General features: G+C 71.8%; 15 protein-coding genes and 1 pseudogene. 12 read left to right on the top strand and 4 right to left on the bottom strand.

Annotation, left to right across the window (positions count from 1 at the left end; translation table 11 throughout):
* Nucleotides 1-119 precede the first annotated feature (119 nt).
* Together ACYVAQ_RS00925 and ACYVAQ_RS00920 are read left to right on the top strand one after the other, a co-directional pair.
* The gene (locus ACYVAQ_RS00925) at nucleotides 120-311 is read left to right on the top strand and encodes a hypothetical protein (protein ID WP_460786538.1); all 192 of its coding nucleotides are present in this window, start codon (nucleotides 120-122) and stop codon (nucleotides 309-311) included.
* Nucleotides 271-627 (top strand): annotated as a pseudogene (locus ACYVAQ_RS00920) (tyrosine-type recombinase/integrase); the annotation flags it as partial. The gene ACYVAQ_RS00925 and the pseudogene ACYVAQ_RS00920, both read left to right, overlap by 41 nt.
* Before the next feature lie 183 nt (nucleotides 628-810).
* Here the strand turns inward: ACYVAQ_RS00920 and lpdA are convergent.
* Nucleotides 811-2,211: a dihydrolipoyl dehydrogenase gene (lpdA, locus tag ACYVAQ_RS00915; RefSeq protein WP_460786537.1), complete on the bottom strand. Its 1,401-nt coding sequence runs from the start codon at nucleotides 2,209-2,211 to the stop codon at nucleotides 811-813.
* Nucleotides 2,212-2,281: 70 nt separating this feature from the next.
* On the opposite strand from lpdA, the gene ACYVAQ_RS00910 reads away from it, so the two are divergent.
* Entirely contained in the window at nucleotides 2,282-2,734 is a 453-nt protein-coding gene (locus ACYVAQ_RS00910; protein WP_460786536.1) for a gamma-glutamylcyclotransferase, read from the top strand.
* Between the two features lie 9 nt (nucleotides 2,735-2,743).
* On the top strand, nucleotides 2,744-3,541 hold the full coding sequence (locus tag ACYVAQ_RS00905) for a purine-nucleoside phosphorylase (RefSeq protein ID WP_460786534.1): 798 nt from the start codon (nucleotides 2,744-2,746) through the stop codon (nucleotides 3,539-3,541).
* Here ACYVAQ_RS00905 and ACYVAQ_RS00900 read toward each other — a convergent pair.
* A complete protein-coding gene (locus tag ACYVAQ_RS00900) occupies nucleotides 3,516-3,962 on the bottom strand; it encodes an SRPBCC family protein (protein WP_460786533.1) in 447 nt (148 codons plus the stop codon). The two genes, ACYVAQ_RS00905 and ACYVAQ_RS00900, sit on opposite strands and share 26 nt — an antisense overlap.
* Nucleotides 3,963-4,044: 82 nt before the next feature.
* On the opposite strand from ACYVAQ_RS00900, the gene ACYVAQ_RS00895 reads away from it, so the two are divergent.
* From ACYVAQ_RS00895 to ACYVAQ_RS00880, 4 genes are all read left to right on the top strand, one after another.
* Nucleotides 4,045-5,766: a phosphatidylglycerol lysyltransferase domain-containing protein gene (locus ACYVAQ_RS00895; protein ID WP_460786532.1), complete on the top strand. Its 1,722-nt coding sequence runs from the start codon at nucleotides 4,045-4,047 to the stop codon at nucleotides 5,764-5,766.
* Entirely contained in the window at nucleotides 5,763-6,140 is a 378-nt protein-coding gene (locus tag ACYVAQ_RS00890) for a MerR family transcriptional regulator (RefSeq protein WP_460786531.1), read from the top strand. Before ACYVAQ_RS00895 ends, ACYVAQ_RS00890 begins: the two co-directional genes overlap by 4 nt.
* A gap of 33 nt (nucleotides 6,141-6,173) precedes the next feature.
* Nucleotides 6,174-7,178 (top strand): aldo/keto reductase, encoded by a 1,005-nt coding sequence (locus ACYVAQ_RS00885; RefSeq protein ID WP_460786530.1) that lies wholly within the window; start codon nucleotides 6,174-6,176, stop codon nucleotides 7,176-7,178.
* Between the two features lie 122 nt (nucleotides 7,179-7,300).
* The gene (locus tag ACYVAQ_RS00880; protein WP_460786529.1) at nucleotides 7,301-8,959 is read left to right on the top strand and encodes a phospho-sugar mutase; all 1,659 of its coding nucleotides are present in this window, start codon (nucleotides 7,301-7,303) and stop codon (nucleotides 8,957-8,959) included.
* Between the two features lie 100 nt (nucleotides 8,960-9,059).
* Here ACYVAQ_RS00880 and chrA read toward each other — a convergent pair whose 3' ends face one another.
* Nucleotides 9,060-10,436, bottom strand: coding sequence for a chromate efflux transporter (gene chrA, locus ACYVAQ_RS00875; RefSeq protein WP_460786528.1), 1,377 nt, complete (start codon nucleotides 10,434-10,436; stop codon nucleotides 9,060-9,062).
* A gap of 44 nt (nucleotides 10,437-10,480) precedes the next feature.
* On the opposite strand from chrA, the gene deoC reads away from it, so the two are divergent.
* The 4 genes from deoC to ACYVAQ_RS00855 all read left to right on the top strand — a co-directional run bounded on the left by deoC (nucleotide 10,481) and on the right by ACYVAQ_RS00855 (nucleotide 14,481).
* Nucleotides 10,481-11,425 (top strand): deoxyribose-phosphate aldolase, encoded by a 945-nt coding sequence (gene deoC / locus ACYVAQ_RS00870; RefSeq protein WP_460786527.1) that lies wholly within the window; start codon nucleotides 10,481-10,483, stop codon nucleotides 11,423-11,425.
* 2 nt (nucleotides 11,426-11,427) lie between these two features.
* Nucleotides 11,428-12,885, top strand: a complete 1,458-nt coding sequence (locus ACYVAQ_RS00865) for an aldehyde dehydrogenase family protein (RefSeq protein WP_460786526.1) — start codon at nucleotides 11,428-11,430, stop codon at nucleotides 12,883-12,885.
* Nucleotides 12,885-13,748, top strand: a complete 864-nt coding sequence (locus ACYVAQ_RS00860; protein ID WP_460786525.1) for an aldehyde dehydrogenase family protein — start codon at nucleotides 12,885-12,887, stop codon at nucleotides 13,746-13,748. The genes ACYVAQ_RS00865 and ACYVAQ_RS00860 overlap by 1 nt, the downstream gene beginning before the upstream one ends.
* A 124-nt stretch (nucleotides 13,749-13,872) precedes the next feature.
* Nucleotides 13,873-14,481: an ATP-binding protein gene (locus ACYVAQ_RS00855; RefSeq protein WP_460786524.1), complete on the top strand. Its 609-nt coding sequence runs from the start codon at nucleotides 13,873-13,875 to the stop codon at nucleotides 14,479-14,481.
* Here the strand turns inward: ACYVAQ_RS00855 and ACYVAQ_RS00850 are convergent.
* The gene (locus ACYVAQ_RS00850; RefSeq protein ID WP_460786522.1) at nucleotides 14,453-15,532 is read right to left on the bottom strand and encodes an adenosine deaminase; all 1,080 of its coding nucleotides are present in this window, start codon (nucleotides 15,530-15,532) and stop codon (nucleotides 14,453-14,455) included. The genes ACYVAQ_RS00855 and ACYVAQ_RS00850 overlap by 29 nt on opposite strands.
* Nucleotides 15,533-15,576: the final 44 nt, after the last annotated feature.

The raw sequence follows: 15,576 nt of genomic DNA, 5'->3' as shown, positions 1-15,576 counted from the left end.
ACCCGAGCAGATGCACGGAACCTAACCGACACCGGCGACGCACGGAGGGGAATGCTTGAATTCGAGTCGAATATAGGTGTGCGGCGTATCAGAAGGCCGTGTTTCTACAGATCACCGTCATGCTCGGCGCCGGCCTCGGTCTACGCCAGATCTTCGGCCTCGCGGCCGAGGACATCGATCTGGTCAACGACATCGTGCGGGTGCGTCGGCAGGTCAAGCTGGTCGGCAAACGATTCACGTTCGCACCGCCGAAGGCACGCAAGGACGACGATGCTCCGCGAGAGACCCCCGTCCAACGATGTTCGGGATGAACTCGCAGCGCACCTGTGCAGGTTCCCGGCGAAGGCGGTCACGTTGCCGTGGCGTCATCCCGCGGACGGCATCCCGGTCACGGTCCACCTGATCGTCACCAACCGGAACGACGCCGCTGCGAGCCGCCTGGTCTTCAACCCGCGCACCTGGAGCACCGCCCGGCGACGCGCCGGGCTCAAGATCGGCGGCGAGATCGAGACGGGGATGCACGGCCTCAGGCACTGGTACGCATCGACCCTGCTCGCCGGTGGAGCTTCTCCCGTCGAGGTATCGGCGTACCTCGGGCACTCGGATGTGGGGTTCACCCTGCGGGCCTACGGCCACCTCATGCCGTCAAGCGCGGAGCGTGCCCGCGAAGCGATCGCTGCCGCTATGGCGAACGTTCGGAGGGCAGCGAAAGACGTCGGAAATGGCGAGGCCGCCGATGACCGCGTTACCAAGAGCGGTACATCGGCGGCCTCGAAACCGCTGTTTGCGCAGGTCAGCGACCTGAAGGCACTACAGGTTGATCATGTGGCCCGCGATGCCGTGGATGGCCTCCTTGACCGCCTCGGACAGGGTCGGGTGGGCGAAGACGTTGCGGCCCACCTCGTCCGCGGTGAGGTCCCACTTCTGGGCCAGCGTCAGCACCGGCAGCAGCTCGGTGGCGTCCGGGCCGATCATGTGCGCGCCGATGATCTCGTTGTGCTCGGCGTCGGCCACGACCTTGACGAAGCCGACGGCCTCGCCGAGACCCATCGCCTTGCCGTTCGCGGTGAACGGGAAGGTGGCCGTCTTGACGTCGTACCCCTTGTCCTTGGCCTGCTGCTCGCTGTAGCCGAAGGAGCCGATCTGCGGGTTGCAGTACGTCGCGCGCGGCACGAAGTCGTACTCGACCGGCATCGTCTCGGCGCCGGCGATGGTCTCCGCGGCGACGATGCCCATCGCCTCGGCGACGTGGGCGAGCATCATCTTGCCGGTGCAGTCACCGATGGCGTAGACGCCCTCGACGTTGGTGCGGCAGAACTCGTCGATCGCGATCGCACCGCGGTCGGTCAGCGCGACGCCGGTCGCCTCCAGGCCGTAGCCGGTCGTGCGCGGCGCGAAGCCGAAGGCGGCCAGGAACTTGTCGGCCTCGAGCACGGTCTCCTCGCCACCGGCGGCCGGGGCGATCCGGACCTTGACGCCGGAGCCGGTGTCCTCGACGCCCTTGACCGCGGTCGAGGTCAGCACCTTGACGCCGAGCTTCTTGTAGTGGCGCGCGAGCTCCTTGGAGACGTCGGCGTCCTCGGTGGGGACCATCCGGTCGAGGAACTCGACGATGGTCACGTCCACACCGAAGTTCTTCATGACGTAGGCGAACTCGACGCCGATCGCGCCGGAGCCGCCGATGATCATCGAGCTCGGGACGTTCTCGTCGAGGATCTGCTCCTCGTAGGTGACGATGTTCTGCCCGTTGGGCTCCACACCCGGGACCGACCGGACCGTCGCGCCCGTCGCGATGATCAGGTTGTCGCAGGTGTGCTCGACGGTCGAGCCGTCGTTCAGCGCCACCGAGACGGTCTTCGGGCCGGTGAGCGTGCCCCACCCGTCGACCTCGGTGATCTTGTTCTTCTTCATCAGGAAGTGGACGCCCTTGACGATGCCGGCGCTCACCTGACGGGAGCGCGCGTGCGTCGGGCCGTAGGCCATCGTCGCGTCTCCCTCGATGCCGAACTTGGCCTTCTCGTGGGTCAGCGTGTGCGCGAGCTCGGCGTTCTTGAGCAGCGCCTTGGACGGGATGCAGCCGACGTTGAGGCACACACCGCCCCAGTACTTCTTCTCGATGACGGCAACGGACTTGCCGAGCTGGGCCGCGCGGATGGCGGCGACGTACCCACCAGGGCCGGCGCCGAGAACGAGGACATCGAAGTGGGTCACGGGAGCCAGCCTAGTGTCCCGCGCGCGTGGGTCTCGAAGCGCGGTCGTACGTGCCAGTAGCCTGTCCGGCGTGACCGCGTACGCCGCCTACGGGACGAACCTCGATCCGGCCCGGATGGGCGAGCGTTGCCCGCACTCCCCGCTCCAGACGACGGGCTGGCTGACCGGCTGGCGGCTGACCTTCGGCGGCGAGGAGCACGGCTGGGACGGCGCGCTCGCGACGATCGTCCCCGACGTCCTGGAGCAGGTCTTCGTCGCCGTGTACGACGTGAGCCCGCTGGACGTCGCCTCGCTGGACCAGTGGGAGTCGGCCGACTCGGGGCTCTACCGCAAGACGAAGGTGCGGGTGTCGACGATGGTCGGCGAGATCGTGGCGTGGACCTACGTGCTGGACGCCTACGAGGGCGGGCTGCCGTCGGCGTCGTACCTGGGAGTGCTGGCGAACGCCGCCGAGGCCGCCGACGCGCCGGTCGACTACGTCGCCGCGCTGCGCAACCGGTCCTGCCGCTCCACCGGCCTCTAGGCTCTCGCCGTGACCTCGCCGTACGACGCCGCCACCGAAGCCGCCGCCCGTCTCGCCGAGCTGACCGGCGTCCCGCGCCACGACATCGCCCTCGTCCTCGGCTCCGGCTGGCTGCCGGCCGCGGAGATGCTGGGCGAGGCCGCCGTCGAGATCGAGGTGACCGAGCTGCCGGGCTTCAGCGGCGCCGCCGTCGCCGGCCACTCCGGCAAGCTGCGCTCGATCGCGCTCCCCGACGGCACCCGGCTGCTGGTCTTCCTCAGCCGCACCCACTACTACGAGGGCAAGGGCGTCGCCGCGGTCGTGCACGGCGTACGCACCGCGGCCGCCGCCGGCTGCCGCGCCATCGTGCTCACCAACGGCTGCGGCGGCCTGAAGCCGACGTGGACGCCCGGCACACCGGTGCTGATCAGCGACCACATCAACCTGACCGGCCGGTCCCCCATCGAGGGCGCGCGCTTCGTGGACCTCACCGACCTCTACTCCTCGCGGCTGCGCGAGGTCTGCCGGTCGGTCGACCCCACGCTCGACGAGGGCGTCTACGTGCAGTTCCCCGGACCGCACTACGAGACGCCGGCCGAGGTGCGGATGGCCGGCATCATCGGCGGTCACCTCGTCGGCATGTCCACCACGCTCGAGGCGATCGCCGCCCGCGAGGCCGGCATGGAGGTGCTCGGCATCTCGCTGGTCACCAACCTCGCCGCCGGCATCTCCGACCAGCCGCTGGACCACGCCGAGGTCCTGGAGGCCGGCCGCGCGGCCGCCACCCGGATGGGCGAGCTGCTCACCCGGGTCGTGCCGCTGATCTGAGCCTCCTCCGCAGCCCGGCCTCGCAGCCGGCCATCATCCGGTGGTGGTTCCAGGTCAGGATCGGACGACCGACGTACGACGCGAGGGCGAGGAGCCCGCTGACGGCGACCTCCTGCTCGAAGCTCATCCGCGTGCCCCCCGGCGCCTCGGTCAGGCGCCACCGCACCCAGCCGTCGAGGTCTCCGCTCACCGCGACCTCGAGGACCGGCGGCTGCCGGCTCACCGCGTCGAGCACCAGGTCCAGGTCGTAGGGCAGGGCGGAGCGGCAGATGACCCGCGCGGTCGTGGGACCCAGCGAGGCCACGGCCCGCACCTGCGGCCACCACTCGGGGTAGTGCTCGAGGTCGACCAGGGTCCCCGCGACCGCGCCGAGCGGTGCGGGGACGGTCCAGTCCGCGCTGAAGGAGTACGTCGCCCGCACGGCCCCATCATGCCGGTGCGCCCCACGGCGCCAGGAGATGAGAACAACGTGAATCGGGCCTGCCGCGTTTAGCATGAAGGACGTGTTCGGACGGTTCTGGGCAGCACTGCTGACGCCCACCTGGCTCTCTCGGCTCATCCTCATCGAGGGTGTGGCCTCCGTGGGGAGCGCCCTCTCCCCGACCATCGAGGCGCGCAGCGAGGTCGTGAACTCGCTGGTGCCGGGCGTGTTCCCGGCGGCAGCGACGACCGGCACGGCCGCCATCGGCATCATGCTGATCCTGCTCGCGCGCGGCCTGCGCCGCGCCAAGCACCGCGCGTGGCTCGTGGCGCTCGTCCTCACCCTGCTGGCCGCGGCGACCCACCTGCTCAAGGGCCTCGACGTCGAGGAGTCGGTCATGTGCACCGCCATGGCGGTGCTGCTGTTCCTCGGCCGTCACGAGTTCACCGCGCGTCCCGACGCCCGCTCGCTCAAGGCCGTGCTGTCGGTGATCGTCGTCGGCCCGCTGATCGCTGCCGGCCTGGGCTGGATCTGGCTCACCGTGGACGGCGACGGCGAGGAGCGCGGCACGACCGCCCTGGACCGCGTCGTCCAGGCGTTCCTGGGGCTGATCGGCATCCCCGGACCGATCCACTTCAACAACGCCCGGCACCAGGAGATGGCCACCACCGCGCTGGCCGTCCTCGGCGCGGCCGTGCTCGTCGTCGCACTGATGGCGCTGCTGCGCCCGCCCGCCGGCCCGGCCCCGATCTCCGGTGCCGACGAGGAGCGGATGCGGGCCCTCCTGGAGCGCTGGGGCAGCCAGGACTCGCTCGGCTACTTCACGCTGCGCGACGACCGGGCCGCCATCTTCGGGCCCGGGGGCGCCGCCATCTCCTACCGCGTGCTCGGCGGCGTGAGCCTGGCCGGAGGCGACCCGATCGGGAACCCCGACGCCTGGGACGGCGCGATCAGCGCGTGGCTGGACGAGGCACGCGCCAACGGCTGGACCCCGGCCGTCATCGGTGCCGGCGAGGCCGCGGCCCGCGCCTACCAGCGCGCCGGTCTCGACGTGCTCGAGCTCGGCGACGAGGCGATCCTGCACGCTCCCCGGTTCACCCTCGACGGCCGCGAGATGCGCGGGGTGCGCCAGGCGGTGTCCCGCTGCGAGCGCAACGGCCTCTCGACGGAGGTACGCCGGATGCGCGACCTCCCGGCGGAGGAGATCCAGCACCTGCGCGACCTCGCCGAGGAGTGGCGCGAGGGCGCCGTCGAACGCGGCTTCTCGATGGCGCTGAACCGCTTCGGCGAGCCGCAGGACGGCGACGCGGTCGTGGTCCTGGCGCGCGCGGAGGACACGCCCGTCGGCCTGCTGCACTTCGTGCCGTGGGGCAAGGACGGGCTCTCGCTGGAGCTGATGCGCCGCAACCGCACCTCCCCCAACGGCGTCATCGAGACGATGGTCGCCGGCCTGATGGCCGAGGCGCCCGCGCTCGGCGTGGAGCGGGTCTCCCTGAACTTCGCGGTCTTCCGCGGCGTCCTCGCCCGCGGCGAGCAGCTCGGGGCCGGCCCCACCGCGCGGCTGGGCCGGGCGCTGCTGATGGGCGCGTCGAAGTTCTGGCAGATCGACTCGCTGTACCGCTCCAACGACAAGTACCGGCCGGAGTGGGTGCCGCGCTACCTCGTCTACCCGAAGGCCAGCGACCTGGCCGGCGTGGTCAGCGCGGTGCTGCAGGCCGAGGCCTTCGTGCCCACGCCGATGTGGAACAACCGCAAGGGCGAGGTTGACCTGGAGTGCACTCCAGGAGCGACACTCGGGGCGTGACCGGTCTCCCCATCGCCGCCGCCGCCGAGCGGCTCGGCCTCACCGTCGACACCCTGCGCTACTACGAGAAGGACGAGCTGCTGCTGCGCGCCGTCCCCCGCTCGGGGAGCGGGCACCGTCGGTACGACGAGCTCGACCTGCGCTGGATCGAGCTGATCACCCGCCTGCGATCGACCGGCATGCCCATCCGCGACGTACGCCGCTACGCCGCTCTCGTGCGCGCCGGCGCGGGCAACGAGGCCGAGCGGCTGGCCCTCCTGGAGGCCCACCGCGAGCACGTGCTCGCGCAGCTGGCGGAGGTCACCGCCCACCTCGCGGCGATCGACTACAAGATCGGCCTCTACACCGACACCCTGCTCGAGCGGAGCGCTTGACCTGGAGTGCGCTCCAGGGAGTTGGCTGGTGCCATGACCACCATTCCCCGCACCACCCTCGGCACCACGGCCCCGCTCACCGTCTCCGCCCTCGGCCTCGGCTGCATGGGCATGTCGGAGTTCTACGGCACCTCCGACGAGCAGGGTGGCATCGACACCATCCACCGCGCCCTCGACCTCGGCGTGACCTTCCTCGACACCGCCGACATGTACGGGCCGTTCACGAACGAGCAGCTCGTCGGCCGGGCGATCGCCGGCCGTCGTGACGAGGTCCAGCTCGCCACCAAGTTCGGCAACGAGCGACTGCCCGACGGCACCCGGGTCGGCATCAACGGCAGCCCGGAGTACGTCCGTGCCGCCTGCGACGCCTCGCTGCAGCGGCTCGGCGTCGACCACATCGACCTCTACTACCAGCACCGCGTCGACCGGTCGGTGCCGATCGAGGAGACCGTCGGCGCGATGAAGGAGCTCGTCGAGGCGGGCAAGGTCCGCTTCCTCGGCCTCTCCGAGGCGTCGGCCGAGACGATCCGGCGGGCGCACGCCGTGCACCCGATCACCGCGCTGCAGAGCGAGTACTCGCTGTTCAGCCGCGACATCGAGGACGCGGTCCTGCCGACGATCCGCGAGCTCGGCATCGGGCTGGTCCCCTACTCCCCGCTGGGTCGCGGCATGCTCACCGGCAAGCAGGAGTGGGCCGGGCTCGAGCAGGGCGACGGTCGCGGATCGGCGTACTTCCCGCGATTCATGGGCGACAACCTCACCACGAACCTGGAGCTGGTCGACCGCATCCGGGCGCTGGCCGAGGCGAAGGGCTGCACGCCCGGGCAGCTCGCGCTGGCCTGGGTGCTCGCGCAGGGCGGCAACGACCTCGGCGTCGCGCCCATCCCCGGCACCCGGCGCGTGCGCTACCTCGAGGAGAACATCGGGGCCCTCGACGTCGCCCTCACCGCCGACGACCTGGCCGCGCTCGACCGCGCCGTGCCGCGCGGGGCGGTCGCCGGGGACCGGTACGGCGACATGAGCCACATCGACGCCTGAGCCAGGCAGGCAGCGAGGGACGAGCTGGCTGCCGTGGGCGAAGGGGTCGAGTGCGCGCAGCGGCGAGCCTGCGAGCCGCTGACCGCGTGTATCGAGACACGGACAGCCGTAGGCTCGCGCCTGTGAGCGACGACCTCCTTGCCCAGGCCCGCGCGTGGATCGCGGAGGACCCGGACCCGGCCACCCGGGCGGAGCTCGAGGAGGTCGTCGCGTCCGGCGACGTGGCCGACCTCGCCGACCGTTTCCAGGGCCCCCTGGAGTTCGGCACGGCGGGGCTGCGCGGCCGGCTCGGCGCCGGGCCGCACCGGATGAACCGGGTCGTCGTGACCCGCGCCGCGGCGGGGTTGGCGGCGTACCTCCTGAGCGAGGGCGCCGCCCCCGGCTCCGCCGTCGTCATCGGGTACGACGCCCGCCACAACTCCGACGTCTTCGCGCACGACACCGCGGAGGTGGTGGCGGGCGCGGGTCTGCGGCCGCTGCTGATGCCGCGGGCCCTGCCCACGCCGCTGCTGGCGTTCGCGATCCGCGACCTGGGCTGCGTTGCGGGCGTGATGGTGACGGCCAGCCACAACCCGCCGCAGGACAACGGCTACAAGGTCTACCTGGGCGACGGCTCGCAGATCGTGCCGCCGGCGGACACGGGCATCTCCGAGCGGATCGCCGCGGTGGGCCCGCTCACCTCGATCCCGAGGGTGCCGGTAGGCGTCGAGGCGGTGCTCGGCGAGGACGTCGTCGAGCGCTACCTGGACGCCGTCGCCTCCGTCGCCCCGGGCGGTACGCCGGACCTGCGCGTCGTCTACACCCCGATGCACGGCGTCGGCGGGGCGCTCATGACGGCAGCCCTCGCGCGGGCCGGGTTCGGCGACGTGGCGGAGGTGTCCGCACAGGCCGAGCCCGACCCGGACTTCCCGACCGTTGCCTTCCCGAACCCCGAGGAGCCGGGGGCGATGGACCTCGCGCTCGCGCTGGCGGCCGAGCGCGACGCCGATCTGGTGATCGCCAACGACCCCGACGCCGACCGGTGCGCGGTCGCGGTGCCGCTGCCGCTGCCGCTGCCGGAGGGAGGCTGGCGGATGCTGCGCGGCGACGAGGTCGGCGCGCTGCTCGGCGAGCACCTGCTGCGCAGCGGCCGCACCGGCGTCTACGCCACCTCGATCGTGTCCTCGTCGCTGCTGCTGGCCCAGGCGTCGGCGTACGGGCAACCGGCGCAGGAGACGCTGACCGGCTTCAAGTGGATCGGCCGCATCCCGGGTCTGGCGTTCGGCTACGAGGAGGCGCTCGGCTACTGCGTCGACCCCATCCACGTCGCCGACAAGGACGGCATCTCGGCCGCGCTGCTCGTCTGCTCGATGGCGGCCGCCGCGAAGGCAGGGGGACGCACGCTGCTCGAGGAGCTCGACGCGATCGCGCGGCGGCACGGCCTGCACGCCACCGACCAGCTCTCGGTGCGGGTCACCGACCTGGCCGAGATCGGAGCCGCGATGAACCGGCTGCGGACCACTCCCCCGACGGCGCTCGGCGGCCGGGCGGTGGAGGTGGCCGAGGACCTGTCGACGGGCAGCGCGGACCTGCCGCCGACCGACGGCCTGCGCTACCGGCTCGCCGACGGTGGCCGGGTGATCGTCCGCCCGAGCGGCACCGAGCCGAAGCTCAAGTGCTACCTCGAGGTCGTGGTCCCTGTCGGCGAGGACGGCGACGTCGCCGCTGCCCGCGCCACCGCCGCCGACCAGCTCGCCGCGCTCAAGCGGGACGTGGCCGCGGCGGCCGGCATCGAGCTGTAACACGCTGTTCGGCGAACTACCCGCGCCGCTTGGTCGCTACCGACCCGGCCGGCCCGGCCGCCAGCGACCACAACGGGCTGCCAGCTAGGCGAACGCCGTGTTACAGCGCAGGCAGGGCCGCCGGCATCACGCTGCCGACCAGCCACCACGCCACCCCGAGCCCGGCCCCCAGCCCGAGCACCCGCAGCGGCCCCCACGGCAGCCCGAACATCGCGACCAGGCAGGCGGCGGTGATCGCGAACGCCTCGCCGCTCGCCGCGGACAGGATCGGCAGCTCGAGGTGGACGGGGCCACCGGTGACGGTCCGGGTCCGGGTGAAGAGCGTGTGGAGCGCGAAGAAGACCGCCAGGTTGGCGATCACGCCCACGACGGCGGCCGTGATCGCGGTCAGCGCGGCCGTGAGGTGACGGTTGGCGCGGAGCCGCTCGACGTACGGCGCCCCACCGAGCACCAGCACGAAGCACGGCACGAAGGTGACCCAGGTGACCGTGAGCGACCCGAGGATCGCCGCGACCCACGGGTCGAGCGACCCCGGTGACCGGTAGGCGCCGAGGAACGCCACGAACTGCACGACCATGATCAGCGGGCCGGGCGTGGACTCCGCCAGGCCCAGGCCACGCACCATCTCCGAGGGCGCCAGCCAGCCGTAGACGTGGACGGCCTGCTGGGCGACGTACGACAGGACGGCGTAGGCGCCGCCGAAGGTGATCAGCGCCGTACCGGAGAAGAACAGGCCCTCGTCGACGATCGTCGCGTGCCGGCCGAGGACGACCGCGAGCACGGCCACCGGCGTCAACCAGATGACCGATCCGCCCACGAGCAGCGCGAGGGTACGCCGCGGCGACGGCCGGGCGTGGTGCAGCAGCTCGTCGCTCACCAGGGGTTCGGGGCCGTCGCTCGCACCGTGGGCCTTCGGCTCCCCGAGGACGCGGATCCGCAGCCCGGCCAGCCACCCGATCACCCCGGACCCGAGCACGACCACCGGGAACGGCACCCGGAGCACCGCCAGGCAGACGAACGCGAGGACCGCCAGGACCACCAGCAGCCGGTGCCGCAACGCCCGCGACCCGACCCGCACGACCGCCTGCAGGACGATCGCGATCACCGCCGGCCCGATGCCTGCGAACACCGCACTCACGAAGCCGACGTCACCGAAGCCGACGTAGATCGCCGAGAGCGCCAGCAGCGCCACGACGCCCGGGAGCACGAAGAGGGTGCCCGCGACGAGGCCCCCGAGCGTCCCGTTGAGCAGCCAGCCCGTGTAGATCGCGAGCTGCTGGGCCTCGGGCCCCGGCAGCAGCATGCAGTAGTTGAGCGCGTGCAGGAACCGCTGCTGCCCGATCCAGCGCTTCTCGTCGACCAGCTTGTGCTGCATGACGGCGATCTGACCGGCCGGCCCGCCGAAGGTCTGGGCCGCGATCGAGGCCCAGGCCCGAGTGGCCTCGCGCAGCGGGATCACGTCTCGGTCACGGCCCACATCGGAAGGCTAGTGGGGAGGACCCCCGACCCTATGCTGGGTCCATGTCTGTCCGCGCCCCCAGCCTCGCCGAGGTGACGTCGAGCGAGGCGTCGCTCAAGCGCTTCCTGCACGGTCTTCCCGGGGTCGACCAGGTCGGCGCCGAGGCGCGCGCGGCCGGGCTCGGCACCCGCTCCATCAAGACCACCGCGAAGGCCTACGCCATCGACCTCGCGATCTCGATGGTCGACCTCACCACCCTCGAGGGCCAGGACACCCCGGGCAAGGTGAAGGCGCTCGCGTCGAAGGCGCTGCACCCCGACCCGGCCGACCCGACCTGCCCGATGGTCGCGGCCGTCTGCGTGTACGGCGACCTCGTCGCCACCGCCAAGGAGGTCGTCGGCGACAAGGTCAACGTGGCCGCCGTCGCCACGGCCTTCCCGAGCGGCCGGGCGTCGATGGCGGTCAAGCTCGGCGACACCCGCGACGCCGTCGCCGCGGGCGCCGACGAGATCGACATGGTCATCGACCGGGGCGCCTTCCTGGCCGGCCGCTACCAGCAGGTCTTCGACGAGATCGTCGCGACCAAGGAGGCCTGCGGCGAGGCCCACCTCAAGGTGATCTTCGAGACCGGCGAGCTGCAGACCCTCGACAACGTACGACGCGCCTCGTGGCTGGCCATGCTCGCCGGCGCGGACTTCATCAAGACCTCCACCGGCAAGGTGCAGCCGGCCGCCACGCTGCCGGTGACCCTGGTGATGCTCGAGGCCGTCCGCGACTTCCGCGAGGCGACCGGCACCCAGGTCGGCGTGAAGCCGGCGGGCGGCATCCGCACCACGAAGGACGCGATCAAGTACCTGGTCATGGTCAACGAGGTCACCGGCCCCGACTGGCTGACCCCGCACTGGTTCCGGTTCGGCGCCTCGACCCTGCTCAACGACCTGCTCATGCAGCGCACGAAGCTCACCACCGGCCGCTACAGCGGTCCCGACTACTTCACCCTGGACTGATCATGGTTTCGACAGGCTCAACCACCGGATTCTCGTACGCACCTGCGCCCGAGTCGCGCAGCATCGTCGACATCAAGGCGTCCTACGGCCTGTTCATCGACGGCGAGTTCGTCGACGGCCGCGGACACGCCTTCAAGACCCTCAACCCGGCGACCGAGGAGACCCTCGCCGAGGTCGCCGAGGCCTCCGACGCCGACGTCGACCTCGCGGTGAAGGCGGCCCGTCGCGCCTTCCGCGGCTGGAGCCGGATGCCCGGCGCCGAGCGCGCGAAGTACCTCTACCGGATCGCCCGGATCATCCAGGAGCGCTCCCGCGAGCTGGCCGTGCTGGAGTCGATCGACAACGGCAAGCCGATCAAGGAGAGCCGCGACGTCGACGTACCCCTCGTCGCCGCGCACTTCTTCTACTACGCCGGCTGGGCCGACAAGCTGCGGTACGCCGGGCTCGGTCCGGACCCGCAGCCGCTCGGGGTCGCCGGCCAGGTGATCCCGTGGAACTTCCCGCTGCTCATGCTGGCGTGGAAGGTCGCACCCGCGCTGGCATGCGGCAACACGGTGGTGCTCAAGCCCGCGGAGACCACTCCCCTGACGGCGCTGCTGTTCGCCGAGATCTGCCAGCAGGCCGACCTGCCGCCGGGTGTCGTCAACATCGTCACCGGTGCCGGCGCCACCGGCCAGGCCGTCGTCTCGCACCCCGACGTCGACAAGGTCGCCTTCACCGGCTCGACCGAGGTCGGCAAGGCGATCGCGCGGGCGGTGGCGGGCAGCCACAAGAAGGTCACCCTCGAGCTCGGCGGCAAGGCCGCGAACATCGTCTTCGAGGACGCCCCGATCGACCAGGCGGTCGAGGGCATCGTCGGCGGCATCTTCTTCAACCAGGGCCACGTCTGCTGCGCCGGGTCGCGACTGCTCGTGCAGGAGTCGGTGGCCGAGGAGCTCCTGGCCAGCCTGAAGCGACGGATGGAAACCCTCCGGCTCGGCGACCCGCTCGACAAGAACACCGACATCGGCGCCATCAACTCCGCCGAGCAGCTCGGCAGGATCCGCGAGCTCGCGGGCATCGGCGACGACGAGGGCGCCGAGCGCTGGTCGCCGCCGTGCGACCTGCCCAGCTCGGGCTTCTGGTTCCCGCCCACCATCTTCACCGGCGTCTCCCAGGCCCACCGGATCGCCCGCGAGGAGATCTTCGGCCCGGTCCTCTCTGTGCTGACCTTCCGCACGCCGAGCGAGGCGGTCGAGAAGGCCAACAACACGCCGTACGGCCTGTCCGCGGGCGTCTGGACCGAGAAGGGCTCGCGGATCCTGCACATGGCGAGCGAGCTGCGGGCCGGCGTGGTGTGGGCCAACACGTTCAACAAGTTCGACCCGACCAGCCCGTTCGGTGGCTATAAGGAGTCCGGCTACGGCCGCGAGGGCGGTCGGCAGGGCCTGGCCGCGTACCTGAAGGGAGCGTCGCTCTGATGGCGCGCGTGGACGTCCGCAAGACCTACAAGCTCTACATCGGCGGCGCCTTCCCGCGCTCGGAGTCGGGCCACACCTTCGAGGTCACCGACGCGAAGGGCCGGTTCCTCGCCAACGCCAGCAAGGCCTCGCGCAAGGACGCGCGCGACGCGGTCGTGGCGGCACGTGCGGCGTTCCCGAAGTGGTCCGCGCGCACCGCGTACAACCGCGGACAGGTGGTCTACCGGATCGCCGAGGTCCTCGAGTCGCGCGCCGACCAGTTCGTCGCCGAGCTGGTCCGCACCGAGGGCGTCACCCCGGCCAAGGCGCGCACGTACGTCGCCGCCGCCGTCGACCGTCTCGTCTGGTACGCCGGCTGGGCGGACAAGATCGGCCAGGTCATCGGCAGCCAGAACCCCGTCGCCGGACCGTTCTTCAACATCTCCACCCCCGAGCCGACCGGCGTCGTCGCGGTGCTCGCGCCGAAGGGCGCGCTGCTCGGCCTCGTCAGCGTGCTGGCTCCGGTCATCGTCACGGGCAACACCGCCGTCGTGCTGGCCAGCCAGGCCCACCCGCTCACCGCGATCACCCTGGCCGAGGTCCTCGACGCCTCCGACGTCCCCGGCGGCGTCGTCAACATCCTCACCGGCGCGGTCGCCGACGTGGCGCCGTGGCTCGCCTCGCACATGGACGTCAACGCGATCGACCTCACCGGCGTCACCGACCCTGAGCTGGCCGCGTCGCTCGAGGTCGCCGCGGCCGACAACCTCAAGCGCGTACGCCGCGCCCCCGACGACGCTCCGGACTGGCTGGCCGAGCCCGGGCTCGACCGGCTGACGGACTTCCTGGAGCTGAAGACCGTCTGGCACCCGATCGGTGTCTGAGTCCAACGCTCCGCGAGGCACGAGCGGGGCGCGTCGGACGAAGAGGTCGAGTGACCGCGCGGGTGAGCGTGCGAACCCGCGACCTGTCGTATCGAGACCTGAGGCTCGACCGGCCCGGGTCGTCGTGCTGGCCGGGCCCTCCGGCGCCGGGAAGTCCCGGCTCGCCGAGCGGCTCCGACGTACCCACGGCTGGCCGACGCTGCGGCTCGACGACTTCTACAAGGACGGCGACGACCCGTCGCTCCCCCGGATCGAGGCTGGTCCCAACCACGGCCTCGTCGACTGGGACGACCCGGACAGCTGGCACTGCGAGGCGGCCGTGGCCGCACTCCTCGAGCTGTGCCGCACCGGCCGCACCGACACCCCGGTCTACTCGATCCCGCAGAGCCGCACCACCGGGCACCAGGTCCTCGACCTCGCCGGCGCCCCGGTCTTCTGCGCGGAGGGCATCTTCGCCGACCAGGTCGTGGCTGCCTGCCGGCAGGCAGGGGTGATCGCGGCGGCGTACTGCATCACCCAGCACCCGCTGATCACCTTCACCCGCCGGCTGTCGCGCGACCTGCGGGAGCGGCGCAAGCCCCCGCTCGTGCTGGTACGCCGAGGCCTCGCGCTGGCGCGTGCCCAGCGCCGGATCGTGCGCCGGGCCGAGGCCGCCGGCTGCCGCGTGGCGACCGGCGACCGGGCCTACGTGGAGCTGGCGTCGCTCAGCAGTGGTCGGCGTACCACGGCTTGATGACCTCGTTGATGATCCGCAACCGCTGGTCGAACGGCAGGAACGCCGACTTCATCGCGTTGAGCGTGAACCACTCGACGTCGCGCAGGCCGTAGCCGAAGGCCTCGCTGAGCAGCCCGAACTCGCGACTCATCGAGGTGCCGCTCATCAGCCGGTTGTCGGTGTTGACGGTGACCCGGAAGCGCAGGTCGGCGAGCAGCCGGAGGGGGTGCTCGGCGATCGAGGCCGCCGCACCCGTCTGCACGTTGGAGGACGGGCACATCTCGAGCGGGATCCGCTTGTCCCGGACGTACGCCGCCAGCCGACCCAGCTCCGGACCGTCCTCGCCGCCCGGGCCGATGTCGTCGACGATCCGCACACCGTGACCGAGCCGGTCGGCGCCGCACCACTGCACGGCCTCCCAGATCGAGGGCAGCCCGAAGGCCTCGCCGGCGTGGATGGTGATGTGGCCGTTCTCCCGGCGCACGTGCTCGAAGGCGTCGAGGAACCGGGACGGCGGGTAGCCGGCCTCCGGCCCGGCGATGTCGAAGCCCGCGACACCGAGGTCGCGCCACTCGATGGCCAGCTCGGCGATCTCCATGGCGCGGGCGGCCTGCCGCATGGCGGTGCAGAGCTGGCGGACCACGATCCGTCCGCCGGCCGCCTCCATGCCCTGGTCGAACCCGATCCGCACCGCCTCGACCACGTCGCCGAGGCTGAGGCCGTCGGCCAGGTGCAGCTCGGGCGCGTAGCGGATCTCGGCGTACACGACGCCGTCCGCGGCGAGGTCCTCGACGGCCTCCCGCGCCACCCGGGTCAGCGCGTCCTTGGTCTGCATGACGGCGAGGGTGTGCGCGAAGGTGTCGAGGTAGCGCACCAGCGACCCGCTGTCGGCGGCGTCGCGGAACCAGCGGCCCAGCTCCTCGGGATCGGTCGTCGGCAGCTCGTGGCCCACCTGCGCGGCCAGCTCGACGATCGTCGCGGGCCGCAGCCCGCCGTCGAGGTGGTCGTGGAGGAGGACCTTCGGCGCGGACACCAGCAGCTCGTCGGTCACGGAGCGGGTAGGTTCCATGGCGGCATTGTTCCATTGGGCCACGGCCCACAGGCGCACGGAGG

The organism is Nocardioides maradonensis (assembly GCF_054777115.1).
The sequence above is the reverse complement of the archived record's forward strand: the minus strand, read 5'-3'. Positions and strand labels throughout refer to the sequence as shown.